Below are 16843 nucleotides of genomic sequence, written 5' to 3' on the forward strand. Positions count from 1 at the left end.
CCGGTCCGACGGCCTCGACATTCAGAAACTGGTGGCTCTCGCGCGCGGCGTTTGGGTCATCCGGAGTTCGGTGGTGAAGGCGTAGCGGTCGCCTCGATAGAGAGCGGACGTGTACTCGAAGACGCGGTCGCGGCTGTCGAAGCTGATGCCATGGGTAGCGAGGCAGGGCTGGGTCACCGGGATGTCGAGCCAGGCGGCGGTCTTGGCGTCGGGCATGACTGGTTCGAGCCGCGACGTACCGCTGACCACCTCGATGCCGTAGCGGTTCGTCAGCAGGTCGTACATGGACCCGTTGAGATCCTCGGCCTCCAGGCCGGGAACGTAGGCCGCGGGCAAAGTGGTCCGCTCGACCACCATCGGGAAGTCGTCGGCCAGCCGCAGCCGGGTGAACGCGATGATCGGGTCCCCGACCGGAATCCGCAGCCGCCGGGCGGCTGCCCGCTCGGCCTTCTGGTGGCGGAACTCGAGCATCTGGTTGCCCGGGCGCATCCCGCGCCGGCGGATGTCCTCGGAGAACCCGATCATCCCCAGCCAGCGCGCCACCTTCGGCCTGCTCGTGTACGTCCCGCTGCCGTGCCGACGGACGAGGAGTTCCTCGATCACCAGCTCGTCGACAGCACGGCGCAACGTCATCCGTGCCACGTTCCAGCGCACGGCCAGCTCCCGTTCGGGCGGCAGCGCGGCGCCCTCCGGCAGCGTGTCGATCAAACTCAGCAACAACGCCCGGATCTCGGCGGCCTTCCCCGGCAGCGAACCATGCATGCCTCCTGGGTAACACCCCAGCATCCCCCACCGAAAGCCTTTCCACCGCCGTCGAAGACAACCGGAGTAGACCACCGAAGAACTTGCGATCCAGAAACAAGCGCGCTTGATTCTTTTTGCGGATCGTGTCAGTGTCGGTGGCACGATCTCCACCCCCTGGGAGTGCGCGTGCAGGTAGACGAGGTGCTGGCGGATCTGTGGGCCGAGAGCGCTGAGCTGGATCGGCTGGTCGGCGGGTTGGCTGCTGACGAGTGGTCTCAGCCGACGCCGGCCGACGGATGGACGATCGCGCATCAGATCGCGCATCTGGCGTGGACGGACGACGCCGCGCGGATGGCAGCTGCGGAGCCGGAGGGGTTCGCGGAGCTGTTGCAGCAAGGCGCGGCCAATCCGACTGGGTACGTCGATGATGCCGCGGCCGAGGGTGCGGCGCTGCCGCCGGATCAGCTGCTGCTCTATTGGCGGGAGACGCGGGCAGACCTGGCTGAGGTGCTGAAGGCGGTGCCGGCCGGGGAGAAGATCCCGTGGTTCGGGCCGCCGATGAGTGTGACGTCGATGGCGACTGCGCGGCTGATGGAGACGTGGGCGCACGGGCAGGACGTCGCCGATGCATTGGGAGTACGGCGGCTGCCGAGCAACCGTTTGCGGCACGTCGCGCATCTGGCCGTGCGGACGCGTGGGTTCGCGTACATGCTGCATGGGCGGACAGCACCGGACGTCGAGATTCGGGTCGAGTTGACCGGGCCGGATGGGGATGTGTGGAGCTGGGGTCCGGAGGATGCGGCGCAGCGGGTGACCGGGCCCGCGCTGGACTTCTGTCTGCTGGCGACCCAGCGTCGGCATCGCGACGACCTGGCCGTGGTGGCGGAAGGCGCGGACGCGGACGAGTGGCTGGGGATCGCGCAGGCGTTTGCGGGGGCGCCCGGTAAGGGACGCCAGCCGGGGCAGTTCGCGTGAGCGCGCCGATTCGGATCGGGAACGCGTCCGGTTTCTACGGAGACCGGTTCAGCGCCGTGCAGGAGATGCTGACCGGCGGCCCGCTCGACGTACTGACCGGCGACTACCTGGCCGAGCTGACGATGCTGATCCTCGGGCGGGATCGTCTGAAGGATCCGTCCCTCGGGTACGCGCGCACGTTCCTCAAGCAGCTCGAGAGCGGGCTCGGCGAAGCGCTCGACCGGGGCGTGAAGATCGTCAGCAACGCCGGCGGCCTGAACCCGGCCGGCCTCGCCCAAGCGATCCAAGAGCTGGCGGACCGGCTCGGCCTGCATCCGAAGATCGCGTACGTCGAGGGCGACGACCTGCTCGCCCGAGCCGCCGAGCTCGACCTCGGCACGCCGTTGACGGCCAACGCCTATCTCGGTGCGTGGGGAATAGCCGAGGCACTGCAGGCCGGCGCCGATGTCGTCGTCACCGGTCGCGTCACCGACGCATCGGTGATCGTCGGACCTGCGGCGGCACACCACGGCTGGAAGCGAACCCAGTACGACGAACTCGCGGGCGCGGTCGCCGCCGGGCACGTGATCGAGTGCGGCTGTCAGGCGACCGGCGGCAACTACTCGTTCTTCAGCGAGATCCACGACCTCGGCCGGCCGGGGTTCCCGATCGCCGAGATCCACGCGGACGGCAGCAGCGTGATCACCAAACACGACAAGACCGGTGGCGCGGTCACGATCGACACGATCAAGGCGCAGTTGCTGTACGAGATCACCGGCGCCCGGTACGCCGGTCCGGACGTGACCACGCGACTCGACACGATCGAACTGTCCGACGACGGCCCGGACCGGGTGCGGATCAGCGGGGTGCGCGGTGAGGCGCCGCCGCCGACGTACAAGGTGTCGTTGAACAGCGTGGGCGGGTTCCGTAACGAGGTGACCTTCGTGCTGACCGGCCTGCAGCTGGAGGAGAAGGCCGAGCTGGTCAAGGCGCAGCTCGAGCGTGGGCTCGCGAAGCGGCCGGCCGAGCTGCAGTGGACGCTCGCCTGGACCGAGAAGCCGAACGCGGATTCGGAGGAGGAGGCCAGCGTCTTCCTGCGGTGCGCGGTGAAGGATCCGGATCCGAAGGTGGTCGGCCGGGCGTTCTCCAGTGCTGCGGTCGAGCTGGCGTTGTCGAGTTACCCCGGGTTCCACGCGGTCGCGCCTCCTGGGGACGGATCGCCATACGGGATCTTCCGGGCCGGGTACGTCGACATCCACGAGGTGGAGCAGGTCGTCGTACTGCCCGATGGCGCGCGGGTGATCATCGAGCCTGCAGCGGAGACGCAGCCGCTGACACCGGCTGAGGATGCGGGGCTGCCGATCCCGTTGCCGTCGCTGGCGTCGACGGGTCGGCCGCGGACGCGTGAGGTTCCGCTCGGGCGGCTCGTGGGTGCGCGGTCCGGGGACAAGGGCGGCGACGCGAATGTCGGGGTGTGGGTGCGCGACGAGAAGGCGTGGCGGTGGTTGGCGCACACGCTGACTGTTGAGCTGTTCCAGGAGCTGCTGCCGGAGACTGCGTCTCTGACTGTGACGCGGTATCTGCTGCCCAATCTGCTGGCGATGAACTTCGTCGTGGAGGGGTTGTTGGGCGAGGGCGTTGCTGCCCAGGCGCGGTTCGATCCGCAGGCCAAGGCGGTCGGCGAATGGCTGCGTTCTCGATATGTCGACATTCCGGAGATGTTGCTGTGAATGACTTCAGGGAGAGCGTGCGGCGGTTCATGGCGGCGGAGGTGTTGCCGCAGCTGGATCAGTGGGAGCGGGACGGCGAGCTGCCGCGGGAGCTGCACAAGAAGGCTGGCGCGCTGGGGCTGCTCGGGGTGGCGTTTCCCGAGGAGGTCGGCGGGGGCGGGGGTTCGCTGCGTGATGCGCTCGCGGTGGTCGAGGAGATGCATTACGCCGGTGGTTCGGGTGGACTGGTCGCGTCGCTGCTCACCTGCGGGATCGCCGTACCGCATATCGTTGCTGCAGGCAATCAAGAACAGATCGAGCGGTGGGTGCGGCCGACGCTGGCCGGTGAGCTGATCGGGTCGCTCGCGATCACCGAACCCGACGGTGGGTCCGACGTCGCATCGATCCGGACGACCGCCGTACGCGATGGTGACTTCTTTGTGGTCAACGGCGCGAAGACCTACATCACCTCCGGGGCGCGCGCGGACTTCGTCGCGACTGCGGTCCGCACGGAGGGTGCGGGTGCGCACGGGGTCAGCCTGCTGGTGCTGGAACGCGGGATGTTCGAGGTGTCGCGCAAGCTGGAGAAGATGGGCTGGCTCTGCTCGGACACGGCCGAGCTGAGCTTCACCGATGTCCGGGTGCCGGTGCGGAACCTCGTGGGCCCGCCAGGCTCAGGCTTCGTCCAGCTGGCGGTGAACTTCGTGGCCGAGCGACTCACGCTCGCCGTCCAGGCGTACGCCGGCGCCCAGCGCGCGCTCGACCTCACCGTGCGGTGGTGCCGGGATCGGGAGACGTTCGGGCGGCCGTTGATCTCGCGGCAGACGGTTCAGCACACGCTGACCGAGATGGCCCGGCGGATCGACGTCGCGCGGGTGTACGTGCAGCACGTCGCCGAACGGGCCGAGCGTGGTGAAGACGTGATCGCGGAGACGTGTTTCGCGAAGAACACGGCGGTCGAGACCGGGCAGTGGGTGTGCGATCAGGCGCTGCAGCTGCACGGTGGGCTCGGGTACATGCGGGAGTCCGAGATCGAGCGCCAGTACCGCGACCAGCGCATCCTCGGCATCGGTGGCGGCGCCACCGAAATCCTGACCGGCCTCGCCGCCAAACGACTGGGGTTCACTGCATGAGTAACCGTCAAGCGATGCTCGAGAAGCTCAGCGCGCTGGAGGTCGAACACGCGAAGGCGTTGGCCGGGGGTGGGGAGAAGTACGTCGCGCGGCATCACGCGCGCGGGAAGTTGCTGGCGCGGGAGCGGATCGAGTTGCTGATCGACCCCGACTCGGCGTTCCTGGAGTTGTCGCCGTTGGCCGGTTGGGGATCGGACTTCACGGTCGGCGCGAGCCTGGTGACGGGGATCGGGGTGGTCTGCGGAGTCGAGTGCCTGATCACCGCGAACGATCCGACCGTCAAGGGCGGCGCGAGCAATCCGTGGACGTTGCGGAAGGCATTGCGGTCCGACGAGATCGCGCGGGCGAACCGGCTGCCGGTGATCAGCCTGGTCGAGTCCGGCGGTGCGGACCTGCCGACGCAGAAGGAGATCTTCATCCCGGGCGGCGCGATGTTCCGGAACCTGACCCGGCTGTCGGCCGAAGGGATTCCGACGATCGCGCTGGTGTTCGGCAACTCGACCGCGGGCGGTGCGTACATCCCGGGGATGAGCGACTACGTGGTGATGGTCGACGGGGGCGCGAAGGTGTTCCTGGCCGGGCCGCCGCTGGTGAAGATGGCGACCGGTGAGGACGCGGACGACGAATCCCTCGGTGGTGCGTCGATGCACGCCCGGAAGTCGGGGCTGGCGGACTACTTCGCGGTCGACGAGCAGGACGCGATCCGGCTCGGGCGGCAGATCGTGTCGCGGTTGAACTGGAAGAAGCAGGGTCCCGCGGCAGCGCCGTCGTACCGGGAGCCTTTGTACGACGCGGATGAGCTGCTCGACATCGTGCCGGGGGACCTGAAGATCCCGTTCGATCCGCGGGATGTGATCGCTCGGGTGGTGGACGGGTCGGTGTTCGACGAGTTCAAGCCGTTGTACGGGTCGTCGCTGGCGACGGGGTGGGCGTCGGTGCACGGGTATCCGGTGGGGATCCTGGCGAACGCGCGCGGGGTGCTGTTCAGCGAGGAGTCGCAGAAGGCGGCGCAGTTCATTCAGTTGGCGAATCGGTCGCATACGCCGTTGATCTTTCTGCACAACACGACGGGGTACATGGTCGGGCAGGAGTACGAGCAGGGCGGGATCATCAAGCACGGCGCGCAGATGATCAACGCGGTCGCCAACTCGAAGGTGCCGCATGTGTCGATTCTGATGGGGGCGTCTTACGGGGCTGGGCATTACGGGATGTGTGGGCGCGCGTTCGATCCACGGTTCCTGTTCGCGTGGCCGTCGGCGAAGTCAGCGGTGATGGGGCCGCAGCAGCTGGCCGGCGTGCTGTCGATCGTGGCGCGGGCGGCCGCGGAGGCGAAGGGGCTGCCGTACGACGAGGACGGGGACGCTCAAATGCGTGCGTACGTGGAGGGCCAGATCGAGGCGGAGTCGCTGCCGATGTTCCTGTCCGGACGCCTGTACGACGACGGTGTCATCGATCCCCGGGATACGCGCACCGTGCTGGGTATCTGTCTGTCCGCGATCCACTCGGCCCCAGTCGAAGGCACACCATCCTTCGGCGTCTTCCGGATGTGAGCCCGATGATCACTTCGGTACTTGTTGCCAATCGCGGGGAGATTGCTCGCCGCGTGTTTCGGACCGCTCGGTCGCTCGGGTTGTCGACGGTTGCTGTGTATTCCACGGCTGACGCGGCCGCGCCGTACGTCGATGAGGCCGAGGCTGCCGTGCATTTGCCGGGGAATGCGCCGGGGGAGACGTACCTGCGCGGGGAGTTGGTGATCGAGGCGGCGTTGCGGGCGGGGGCGGATGCGGTGCATCCGGGGTATGGGTTCCTGTCGGAGAACGCGGGGTTTGCGGCTGCGGTGATCGAGGCCGGGCTCACGTGGATCGGGCCGCCGGTGGATGCGATCTCGTCGATGGGGTCGAAGATCGAGGCCAAGAAGCTGATGGCTGCGGCTGGGGTTCCGGTGCTGGCGGAGCTGACTCCTGCTGAGGTGTCTGAGGCTGATCTGCCGGTGTTGGTGAAGGCGTCGGCTGGTGGTGGTGGGCGCGGGATGCGGGTGGTGTCGCGGCTGGCGGATCTGCCGGGTGAGATCGAGGCGGCGTCGGCGGAGGCGTTGTCGGCGTTCGGGGACGGGACGGTGTTCTGCGAGCGGTATCTGCCGGCCGGGCGGCATATCGAGGTGCAGATCCTGGCTGATCAGCACGGGACGATCTGGGCGGTCGGGGAGCGGGAGTGCTCGATCCAGCGGCGTCATCAGAAGGTGGTCGAGGAAGCGCCGTCGCCGTTGGTGGAGCGGATTCCGTCGATGCGGCCGCTGCTGTTCGACGCGGCACGGAAGGCCGCGGCGGCGATCAGCTACGTGGGGGCGGGGACGGTCGAGTTCCTGGCGGACGAGGACGGGAACTTCTACTTCCTGGAGATGAACACACGACTCCAGGTGGAGCACCCGGTCACCGAAGAGACGACAGGGTTGGACCTGGTCGAGCTGCAGATCGCAATCGCGGATGGTGCGCGACTGCCGGCTGAACCACCGCCGACGGTCGGACATGCGATCGAGGTCCGCCTGTACGCCGAGGATCCGCAGCACGACTGGCAACCGCAGACCGGGGTGCTGCACAAGTTCGAGGTGGATCCGAGCGTGCGGGTTGACTCGGGGGTGGAGGACGGGTCGATTGTGTCCCCTTACTACGACTCGATGCTTGCCAAGGTGATTGCCTTTGGGCCCGATCGGACGGCTGTGGCTCGGCGGTTGGCGGGGGTGTTGGAGCGGGCGACGATTCATGGGGTGGGGACCAATCGGGACCTGCTGGCGTGGATTCTGCGGCATCCGGCGTTTTTGGCTGGAGACACGGATACCGCATTCTTTGCCACGCATGGGATTGGTGGGGCGGTCGGGGGCGTGGAGGTGGCTGCGTTGCTGGCTGCGTTGGCGGATGCGGCGGGGCGGAGTCAGCCGGTGCGGGTGCCTAGCGGGTGGCGGAACTTGGCTTCGCAGCCGCAGCGGAAGAGGTATCGGGTCGGCGAGACGACTTATGACGTGGAGTATCGGCTGACCCGGGACGGGTTGGTTGTTGAAGGCAACATTCAGTTGGTGGAGAGTTCGCCGGATCGCGTCGTACTGGAGATCGACGGCGTACGGCGGGTGTTCGAGGTGGCGGCGTACGACGGGCTGGTGTGTGTGGGGCCGGTCAATCTGATTCCGGTGCCGCGGTTCGTGGATCCGTCGGAGCAGGTGGCGGCGGGGTCGTTGGTGGCGCCGATGCCGGGGACGGTGATCCGGGTCGGGGTGCAGGTCGGTGAGGTGGTGAAGCAGGGGCAGCCGCTGCTGTGGCTGGAGGCGATGAAGATGGAGCATGCGATCGTCGCGCCGGCTGACGGTGTCGTCGGTGAGCTCAATGTCGAAGCAGGTCAACAGGTCGAGGTCGGCGCCGTACTGGCTGTCGTTGGGGAGAACGCATGAGCTTCATCGAGTCCGAAGAGCGTCAGGCGCTGCGCAAGGCGGTTGGCGAGCTGGGAAAGAAGTACGGCTACGAGTGGTTCGACAAGCAGGCGCGGAGCGGTGGGAACACCAGCGAGCTGTGGGCCGAGGCGGGCCGGCTCGGCTACCTCGGGGTGAATCTCCCGGAGGAGTACGGCGGTGGTGGCGGTGGCATGGGTGATCTGTCGATCGTCCTGGAGGAGCTCGGTACGGCGGGCTGCCCGCTGCTGATGATGGTCGTGTCGTCGTCGATCGTCGGCACGGTGATCACGCGGTTCGGCACGGATGAGCAGAAGCAGCAGTGGTTGCCCGGGCTGGCCGACGGGTCGACCACGATGGCGTTCGCGATCACCGAGCCGGACGCGGGATCGAATTCGCACCAGATCACCACGACAGCCCGCCGTACCGAGGACGGCTGGTCGCTGTCCGGGCGGAAGGTCTTCATCTCCGGGCTGGATGTCGCGCAGGCGATGCTGGTGGTCGGGCGGACCGAGGACGCCCGGACCGGCAAGCTGAAGCCGGCGCTGTTCGTCGTACCGACGAATGCGGCCGGGGTCGAGTTCCAGCAGATCGAGATGGATCTGATCAGCCCGGACAAGCAGTTCACGCTCTTCCTCGACAACGTCCAGCTGCCCGCCACCGCACTCGTCGGGTCCGAGGACGCGGCGCTGATGCAGTTGTTCGCGGGGCTGAACCCGGAGCGGATCATGGCGTCGGCGTTCGCGATCGGGATCGCCCGGCACGCGCTCGGCAAGGCGCTCGCCTACGTCAAGGAGCGGACGGTCTGGAAGACCCCGATCGGCGCCCACCAGGCGATCGCGCACCCGTTGGCGCAGATCAAGATCGAGCTCGAACTGGCCCGCCTGATGATGCAGAAGGCGGCCGCGCTGTACGACGCCGGTGACGACCTGGGCGCGGGTGAGGCCGCGAACATGGCCAAGTACGCCGCGGGTGAGGTCGCGGTCCGGGCCACCGACCAGGCGGTTCAGTCGCTCGGCGGCAACGGCATGACCAAGGAGTACGGCGTCGCAGCGCTCTCGACGGCCGCCCGCGCGGCCCGGATCGCGCCGGTGAGCCGGGAGATGATCCTGAACTTCGTCGCCCAGCACAGCTTGGGCCTTCCTAAGTCCTACTGAGAGGCCGCCGCCCATGATCATCACCAGCCAGTTCCCGCCGGTCGAGATTCTCGACGTCCCGCTGCACGATGCCGTCCTCGGTCGCGCCCGGGAGTACGGCGACCGTCCGGCGCTCGTGGACGCGGTCAGCGGCCGGGAGATCAGCTACGCCCAGCTCGACACGATGACGCGGCGGGTCGCTGCCGGGCTCGCCGAGCTCGGGATCCGGCCCGGTGACGTGGTCGCGCTCTACAGCCCGAACACGATCCTCTACCCGGTCGTCTTCTACGGCACCACCCGCGCCGGCGCGACCGTGACCACGGTCAATGCGCTCTACACAGCCGACGAACTGCACAAGCAGTTGGTCGACTCGAAGGCCAAGCTGCTGGTGACGATTTCGTTGTTCCTGCCGGTCGCCACGGCCGCGATCGAGGGCACCGACGTCACCGAGATCTTTGTCTGCGACCAGGCCGAGGGCTACCGCTCGGTGATGGAGCTGGTCGCGTCGACCGCTCCCGAGCCAGCGGTCACGATCGATCCCGGCACGGATGTCGCGGTGCTGCCGTACTCGAGCGGGACGACTGGCTCGGCCAAGGGCGTGATGCTGACCCACCGCAACATCGCGACCAACCTCGTCCAGGCCGAGGCGACGTTCTCGATGGCTGAGGGTGAACGGATCATCGCGATCCTGCCGTTCTTCCACATCTACGGGCAGGCCGTGCTGATGAATCTGCCGTTCCGCTTCGGCGTGACGGTCGTCGTACTGCCGAAGTTCGAGCTGCAGCAGTTCCTGACCACGCTCGACGAGCAGAAGATCACCCGCGCGTTCGTCGCACCGCCGATCGTGCTGGCGCTGGCGAAGCACCCGGCGGTGGATGGCGTCGATCTGTCGGCTCTGAAGTACCTGACCTCGGCGGCCGCCCCGCTCGACGCGGAGCTGGCCGAGGCGTGCGCGAAGCGGCTCGGGCTCGCCTCTGTGCTGCAGTGCTACGGGATGACCGAGCTGTCGCCGGGGACGCACGCCATCCCGCAGGACGACCCAGAGCCGCCGCCCGGCGCGGTCGGCAAACTGTTCCCGTCCACCGAGCAGCGCATAGTCGGTGCCGATGGCAACGACGTTGCGGACGGCGAGGTCGGGGAGATCTGGATCCGCGGGCCGCAGGTGATGAAGGGCTATCTGGGCCGGCCGGCCGAGACCGATGCGACCATCGATCGCGAGGGCTGGTTGCACACCGGCGACCTCGGGCGGGTGGACGAGCGCGGCTATCTGTACGTCGTGGATCGGGTCAAGGAGCTGATCAAGTACCACGGGTACCAGGTGCCGCCGGCCGAGCTGGAAGCCGTCTTGCTGACCGACGAGCGGATCGCGGATGCGGCGGTGATCGGGGTCGTGGAGGAGGGCAACGAGGTGCCGAAGGCGTTCGTCGTACCGATGCCGGGGTCGAGGCTGACCGAGGCCGACGTTCTCGAGTACGTCGCCGCGCGGGTGGCGCCGTACAAGAAGGTGCGGCAGGTGGAGTTCATCGAGGCGGTGCCGAAGGCGGCGTCCGGGAAGATCCTGCGGCGGGAGCTCAGAGCGCGCGAGGCCGCCCGTGAGTGAAGCACTCCGAGCACCCCAGCAGGACCGCAGCCGGGCAACCCGGCAGCGGTTGCTGGAGGCTGCGGTCGATTCGCTCGCCGAGGTCGGGTACGCCGCGACCACGGTGGCTGTGGTCGCGGCCCGGGCCGGTGTGTCGCGTGGTGCCGCTCAGCACCACTTCCCGACGCGGGCGGATCTGTTCGCGGCCGCGGTCGAGTACATGACCGAGGTGCGGCTGGCAGAGATCCGGGCCGCGAAGCTGCCCACTGGGCCGGGGCGAACCGAGGCGATCGTGAGCCTGCTCGTGGACGTGTACACCGGACCGCTGTTCCGGGCTGCGCTCCACCTGTGGGTGGCAGCGTCGACCGAGGAGGCGCTGCGCTCGCAGATCGTCCGGCTGGAGGAGCGGGTAGGACGGCGTGCCCACCGGGCGCTGCTCGACGTACTGGACGTTTCGGAGCGGACTCCCGGCGTACGGGAGACGGTGCAGGGCGTGCTCGACATGGCACGTGGACTGGGGTTGGCCGACCTGCTGTCGGATGACAGCGCGCGCCGTCGTGGGATCGTGCGGCAGTGGAGCCGCATCCTCGATCAGGCCTTGCTTGCACCTGGTGTGTGACCGAAGGACCTTCTGAAGGTGTCGATGAACGCACTGGTCGACGCCCAGCCGCACTGGTGAGCCACTCGGGTGACTGACTCGGCTGGTGGCGAGATCCGCCGCATTGGTTGCTGCCAGCATCGTTCAGGTGGCCGGCACCGACGATTGGCGTACAGACGGACTGTTAGTACGCGTGGTTGCGGCACATCGTGAGGCGTGACGAGGCTGCTTGCGGCAGGTGGGCGGGGCCTAGTGACAGTTCTTATGTACGCGAACGAGCGACGCGGCGGGTGACCTTGGCGGCTAGGTCATCGGGGTTGCAGACGGCTAGGTGGTCGCGGATGAGGAGGTGGATGAAGGAGTACTCGCCGGGGGCGGTGCGGGCTAGGACGAAGCGGTCGGCGGCGTAGGTGAGGAAGGCGCGGCGGCGCCAGGGGAGGTCGCCGCTCCAGCAGAGGAGGATGTCGAACAGGACGCGGTAGAGGCGGCCTGAGCGCAGTGTCTGGCCGGGCCAGATGCCTACGGCGCCGAAGCCGAAGAGCAGACCGGATAGGACCGCTAGGTCGTGTCCGGTGAAATCGGCTCCTAGGGCTGCGGCCAGGGCGAGGCCAATCAGTCCGCCACTCAGGGCCCATCGGGCGAGCCGCCAGTAGGCCAGCGGCCGCACCTCGTACGGCCAGGAGGGCGGGAAGCTGAGGGTGCGGATGCCCCACGCGACGAACAGACCGATCACGATGCCAGACGAGATGCCACCTTGGACGATGACGCTTGCTGGGAGCAGCTCGATCAGTCCCAGCGCGGCGACGAGCAGAACGACGCTGGTGGACAGTCCGAGGAACAGCCCCAGCAGCAGCACGACGAACTGCCGTCGACCGCCACTGCGGAACGAGATGACGTCTCGGGCGACAGGCCAGCGGGTGGAGAGCAGGACGGCCGGTACGGCGACGGTCAGGCCGGCGAGGACGCCGTACTGGGCTGTGGTCGCCAGAGTGGCTCCGGCCACGAACCCGCCGAGTAGTGCGGGCAGGCCGACTACGTGCAGCAGGTAGACCACGTGTGGATGGATGAGGCCGTCCTGGCTGCCGGGGTTGGGCCAGCGCGGAACCACGGTGTGGGCGCCACGGCGGTTGCTGGTGCGCCAGGCGAGTGTCCGCAGAGCGCGGACGGCGGCGAGGGCGCCGTACTCGCGGCGTGTGGCCCGGCGCCGGGCGAGTACCTCGACGATGAACGTGTCGAACAGGTCGCGGCGTACGTCGGCCGGGTCGTCGGCCGCAACGTCTTCGGGGCCGCGGTCCTGGTAGGCCAGCAGGAGGACGTTGAGCATCAGCGGGGAGTTGACCAGATCCCACAGTTCGTCGTCGTGCTCGATGGCGGCGCGGGCGCCGTCGAGTTCGGGGCCCACTGCTTCGAAGTACTCGAGCACCTGTTGTCTGCTGAGCGGTCTGATGCGTACTGCGCCGTTCAGGATGAGCTGCTGGCTCAGCTGCTCGTAGTCGTGGGTGCGGCAGGTGACGGCGAGCTTGGGGATCGTGTAGTGCTTCTGCAGGTCCAGGAGCGCGCCGGCGAGCTTCTCGCGGTGCTGGCGCTCGATCTCGTCCAGGCCGTCGAACAGCAGCGCGAGGTGACCATGCAGCAGCCAGCTGCGGCCCACGGCCGGTGGGATGCCGTACCGGAGCCGTAGCTCGTTCAGCAGCCAGCGGACGAATCCTGCTAGGAGCGGAGTGTCACGCGGGTGGTCGTCCTTCTGGTACGACGGTGCGCCCGCCCAGCTCGCCAGGTCGATCAGGACCGGGATCGGGGTGCGTTCGTCGGTGGCGGCCTGGTCGGCCAGGGTGCGGGCGAGGCTGGTCAGCAGGGTCGTCTTGCCGGCACCGGGTGCGCCGAGGATCAGCATCGAGTCCTGGAGCTCGTCGAAGACCGCCGCGATGTCCGCGTTCTCCGGGAGCTGCCGCGGTTCGCTGTCGATCGGCTGGACGAACAGGTCGTACGGGCGAACGACGGCTTGCGGGCGCTCGTCGAGAGCGAGGGCGACCCGGGTCCGGGCCGCGAGTGAGACGGCGACCCGCTGGCTCAGGTAGGTGTCGACGCTGCGGAGCAGCAGCTGCCGGTTGCGCGGTACGTCGGCCGAGCGGCTCGAGATGGTTGGCCGTTGGCGGCTGCGGACCTCGGCGAGGGCGGTGAGGACGAGGATCAGCCAGAGGACGCCGATCGCCGGCCACGTCCAGGCGACGTACGGGGCGAGGAAGGCGGGCGCCGTACCGCCGGTGCCGACGTTGATGGCGATCGGGAGCAGGACCAGGCTGAGCGAGGCGGTCAGCACGATCACGGCGGCCCGCAGCACGGTGTCACGGATCCTCACGCCCCGGAGCGTATCGGTCCGTGCCTGTATCGGCCTGTGGATGGTCCCTGCAGGAATTGTTCAACGATCACGTAAGTTGGCTTTGTCATGACTACTGGGCGGGTCGATCGCGCGAGTGTCGGGCTGAGGTCGGAGCGCGGCCCGATTCTGCTCGCGGTGATGCTGAGTACCGGGCTGGTCGCGCTCGACGCGACCATCCTGGCCACGGCCGTTCCCTCGGTGGTCGAGGACCTCGGCGGGTTCACCCAGTTCCCTTGGTTGTTCTCGATCTACCTGCTGGCCCAGGCGGTCTCGGTGCCGATCTACGGCAAGCTCGCCGATCTGCGCGGGCGGAAGCCGATGATCCTGTTCGGGGTCACGCTGTTCGTCGCCGGGTCGGTGCTGTGCGGGTTCGCCTGGAGCATGCCGGCGCTGATCGCGTTCCGGCTGATCCAGGGCATCGGCGCGGGTGCGATCCAGCCGATCGGGATGACGATCATCGGCGACATCTACACGGTGGCCGAGCGGGCCAAGGTCCAGGGCTACCTGGCCAGCGTGTGGGGGATCTCGTCGTTCGTCGGGCCCACGCTCGGTGGGGTCTTCTCGGACTACATCTCCTGGCGCTGGATCTTCTTCGTGAACGTGCCGCTCGGGATCGCGGCGGCGATCGTGCTGCGCAAACGGTTCCAGGAGAAGACGGCCGAGAAGACGAGGCACCAGATCGACTACGCGGGCGCCGTACTGCTGGCTGTCGGTGGTTCGCTGCTGCTGCTCGGCCTGCTTGAGGGTGGCGTGATGTGGGCCTGGGACTCACCGGCCAGCATCGTGATCCTGACCGTCGCGGTGATCCTGATCGTGGCCTTCGCCCTGGTCGAACGCCGGGCGGCCGAGCCGATCCTGCCGCCGTGGGTGTTCAGCCGTCGGGTGCTCAACTCGGCCAACGCGACCGCGTTCCTGATCGGCCTGCTGATGATGGGACTGTCGACGTACGTACCGGTCTTCGCGCAGGGCGTCCTCGGGACGTCCGCCCTGATCGCCGGCTTCACCCTGGCCGCGATGACGATCGGCTGGCCGATCTCGGCGTCGCTGTCCGGGCGGATCTACCTGCGGCTCGGGTTCCGCTGGACGATGCTGCTCGGCTCGGCCTTCGTCGTACTCGGCGCCGGCATCCTGCTGACGGTCGGCGCGACCAGCAGCGTCTGGCAGCTCGCGGCCGCCTGCTTCGTGATCGGCGTCGGCCTCGGCTTCTCCTCCGCACCGGCCGTCGTCGCGGCCCAATCCTCGGTCGACTGGCAGCACCGCGGCGTGGTCACCGGCACCAACATGTTCGCCCGCTCGGTCGGCAGCGCCGTCGGCGTCGCCACCTTCGGCGCAGTAGCCAACGGCGAGATCGCCGCCCGCCTCGGCGGCGCCCACGAGGACCTCGAGAAGCTCCCCGCCACGGTGCTCGCCCCCGCCATCCACGACGTCTTCTACGGCGCCGCGGCCGCCGCCGTACTACTCATCGTCGCCGTAGCCTTCATCCCCAACCGCATCCCCGAAAAACCCCTCGCCTCTAGCTAGGCAACGGACCGGTCAGCCCCAGCCACAGGCTGACCGCGAGCAAGACGATCCAGAGCCCACCGAGCCCGTAGCCGACCTGCACCTGAGTAGCCGTCGGCAACGGCTTGCCGGCCACCTTGATCACGATCAGCAGGACGATCAGACCGAGTACGACCGTCGCGATCACGGACAACACCGCAGCCGCCCACCCGTAGCCGAGCGGCGTAGCGAGATGCTGCACATCACCGAACCGCTTCTCCCGCCCACCGTCACCCCGATGCCCGAGCAGCATCGACGAACTCGCCGCAACGGCCGACATCACGTAGGTCAGCACAGCCTTCACCGGACTGCTCAGCCGGCGCCGCACGACGAACGCCACCGTCATCACCACCAGCGGCCCACCCATCCACGCCCACCCGGCCGCCCGCAGTACAAGCTCGTCGGTCCCGGCAACATCCCCGATCCACCGAACCACGTCACGCACAACCAGGTCGCCGAAAACCCCGGACAGGACCAGTACGGCGAACGCCGTCAACGGCGCGTACTTCGCCCACCGCCCGAGCACGGTGAGCAACAGGATGATGGGTGAGTTCCGCACGAAGGAACTCTGTCAGACGGTCGGTCTAGGTTTTGGACATGCGGAACGTCGATTGTGTGGGGGCGCTGATTCGGGACGGGCGCGGGCGGGTTTACGTGCATCGGCGATCGGTGGATCGGCGGTTGCTGCCTGGGCAGTGGGATGTTGTCGGGGGACATGTCGAGGTGGGGGAGACGCCGGAGGAGGCGTTGGCGCGGGAGGTCGAGGAGGAGACGGGGTGGACGGTCCGCGAGGTGCTGGGAATCGTCTCCGACTGGGAGTGGGAGCTCGACGGTCGGGTACGGCGGGAGCTCGACTATCTGGTCGTGGTTGACGGGGATCTGGGGCGGCCGCGGTTGGAGGTGGGCAAGCATGATGCGTCGGCTTGGGTCGGGGTGGACGACCTGGAGTTGTTGATGGTCGGGCGAACCGATGGGGACCGGCGGTTGCGGGACATCGTGGCGCACGTGGTGCGGATGCGGTTGACCGAGCGGTTGCGGCTCGAACCGATCAGCGGACCTGGTGCGGTCCTGGGCGGACATGTGGCGGACCTGGTGCGGTTGTTCGCGGATCCGTGGGTGGCGCACTGGTACGGCGAGGAGTGGTCACCGGAGGTTGCTGCGGAGCGGGCGGCGGAGATGCATCGCGCCTGGGAGCGGGATTCGGTGAGCAAGTGGATCGCGTACGAGCGGTCCAGTGGGGAGTTGGCCGGACGGGGTGGGTTGTCCCGGCTGGCGGCGGGGTCGCCGGTGGCTGTCGCGGTGGAAGGGCTGGTTGGGGCGGAGTGGGCGGCCGACCGGCTGGAGTTGGGGTGGGCGCTGGTGGAGTCGGCGCGCGGGCGTGGGCTCGCGACCGAGATCGGTCAGGCCGGTCTCGAGTTCGCGTTCGAGACGCTGGGAGCACAGACAGTGATCGCTTTCACCGAGCGTCACAATCGGGCCTCGCGGGCGGTGATGGAGCGGCTCGGGATGACCCACGCGGGCGAGATCACCGCGGAAGGATGGGTGGACGGCGTACCTGAGGTGCAGCCGGACGCGCCGTTCGCCGTGTATGTCGCGAGACATGACAGTGGCTCCGCTGTGTGACCGCCCAGGCGC

The 16843-nt window shown here is 68.2% G+C and carries 13 protein-coding genes; 10 read left to right on the top strand and 3 right to left on the bottom strand.

The genetic code is table 11. The features are described from left to right. Window positions 1-21 precede the first annotated feature (21 nt). Complete coding sequence (locus ACFCV3_RS33895) at window positions 22-762, bottom strand: GntR family transcriptional regulator (protein ID WP_376037131.1); 741 nt, start codon at window positions 760-762, stop codon at window positions 22-24. A gap of 168 nt (window positions 763-930) precedes the next feature. On the opposite strand from ACFCV3_RS33895, the gene ACFCV3_RS33900 reads away from it, so the two are divergent. From ACFCV3_RS33900 to ACFCV3_RS33935, 8 genes are read left to right on the top strand one after another with little or no spacing between them, the layout of a single operon-like run. Next, a complete protein-coding gene (locus ACFCV3_RS33900; protein ID WP_376037133.1) occupies window positions 931-1719 on the top strand; it encodes a TIGR03084 family metal-binding protein in 789 nt (262 codons plus the stop codon). After that, entirely contained in the window at window positions 1716-3428 is a 1713-nt protein-coding gene (locus ACFCV3_RS33905; RefSeq protein WP_376037136.1) for an acyclic terpene utilization AtuA family protein, read from the top strand. The genes ACFCV3_RS33900 and ACFCV3_RS33905 overlap by 4 nt, the downstream gene beginning before the upstream one ends. Beyond that, a complete protein-coding gene (locus ACFCV3_RS33910; protein WP_376037139.1) occupies window positions 3425-4540 on the top strand; it encodes an acyl-CoA dehydrogenase family protein in 1116 nt (371 codons plus the stop codon). Before ACFCV3_RS33905 ends, ACFCV3_RS33910 begins: the two co-directional genes overlap by 4 nt. Further along, window positions 4537-6090, top strand: a complete 1554-nt coding sequence (locus tag ACFCV3_RS33915; RefSeq protein ID WP_376037141.1) for an acyl-CoA carboxylase subunit beta — start codon at window positions 4537-4539, stop codon at window positions 6088-6090. Before ACFCV3_RS33910 ends, ACFCV3_RS33915 begins: the two co-directional genes overlap by 4 nt. A gap of 5 nt (window positions 6091-6095) precedes the next feature. Then, window positions 6096-7979 carry a biotin carboxylase N-terminal domain-containing protein gene (locus ACFCV3_RS33920; RefSeq protein ID WP_376037144.1) on the top strand — a complete coding sequence of 628 codons (1884 nt, stop codon included), beginning with the start codon at window positions 6096-6098 and terminating at the stop codon, window positions 7977-7979. After that, window positions 7976-9133: an acyl-CoA dehydrogenase family protein gene (locus ACFCV3_RS33925; RefSeq protein ID WP_376037146.1), complete on the top strand. Its 1158-nt coding sequence runs from the start codon at window positions 7976-7978 to the stop codon at window positions 9131-9133. Before ACFCV3_RS33920 ends, ACFCV3_RS33925 begins: the two co-directional genes overlap by 4 nt. Before the next feature lie 13 nt (window positions 9134-9146). After that, entirely contained in the window at window positions 9147-10712 is a 1566-nt protein-coding gene (locus ACFCV3_RS33930) for an AMP-binding protein (protein ID WP_376037149.1), read from the top strand. Then, window positions 10705-11310 (top strand): TetR family transcriptional regulator, encoded by a 606-nt coding sequence (locus ACFCV3_RS33935; protein WP_376037151.1) that lies wholly within the window; start codon window positions 10705-10707, stop codon window positions 11308-11310. Before ACFCV3_RS33930 ends, ACFCV3_RS33935 begins: the two co-directional genes overlap by 8 nt. 241 nt (window positions 11311-11551) lie before the next feature. Here ACFCV3_RS33935 and ACFCV3_RS33940 read toward each other — a convergent pair whose 3' ends face one another. Continuing rightward, window positions 11552-13648, bottom strand: coding sequence for an NACHT domain-containing protein (locus ACFCV3_RS33940; RefSeq protein ID WP_376037153.1), 2097 nt, complete (start codon window positions 13646-13648; stop codon window positions 11552-11554). Window positions 13649-13735: 87 nt separating this feature from the next. Here ACFCV3_RS33940 and ACFCV3_RS33945 point away from each other — a divergent pair, with 87 nt between their 5' ends. Next, complete coding sequence (locus ACFCV3_RS33945; RefSeq protein ID WP_376037156.1) at window positions 13736-15190, top strand: MDR family MFS transporter; 1455 nt, start codon at window positions 13736-13738, stop codon at window positions 15188-15190. Here the strand turns inward: ACFCV3_RS33945 and ACFCV3_RS33950 are convergent. Then, complete coding sequence (locus tag ACFCV3_RS33950; RefSeq protein WP_376037159.1) at window positions 15183-15767, bottom strand: hypothetical protein; 585 nt, start codon at window positions 15765-15767, stop codon at window positions 15183-15185. The two genes, ACFCV3_RS33945 and ACFCV3_RS33950, sit on opposite strands and share 8 nt — an antisense overlap. A 38-nt stretch (window positions 15768-15805) precedes the next feature. Between ACFCV3_RS33950 and ACFCV3_RS33955 the strand changes: the two genes are divergently transcribed. Continuing rightward, window positions 15806-16831, top strand: a complete 1026-nt coding sequence (locus ACFCV3_RS33955; protein WP_376037161.1) for a GNAT family N-acetyltransferase — start codon at window positions 15806-15808, stop codon at window positions 16829-16831. Window positions 16832-16843 lie beyond the last annotated feature (12 nt).

It is taken from the genome of Kribbella sp. NPDC056345 (assembly GCF_042262745.1).
In the GTDB taxonomy this organism is placed as follows: domain Bacteria; phylum Actinomycetota; class Actinomycetes; order Propionibacteriales; family Kribbellaceae; genus Kribbella.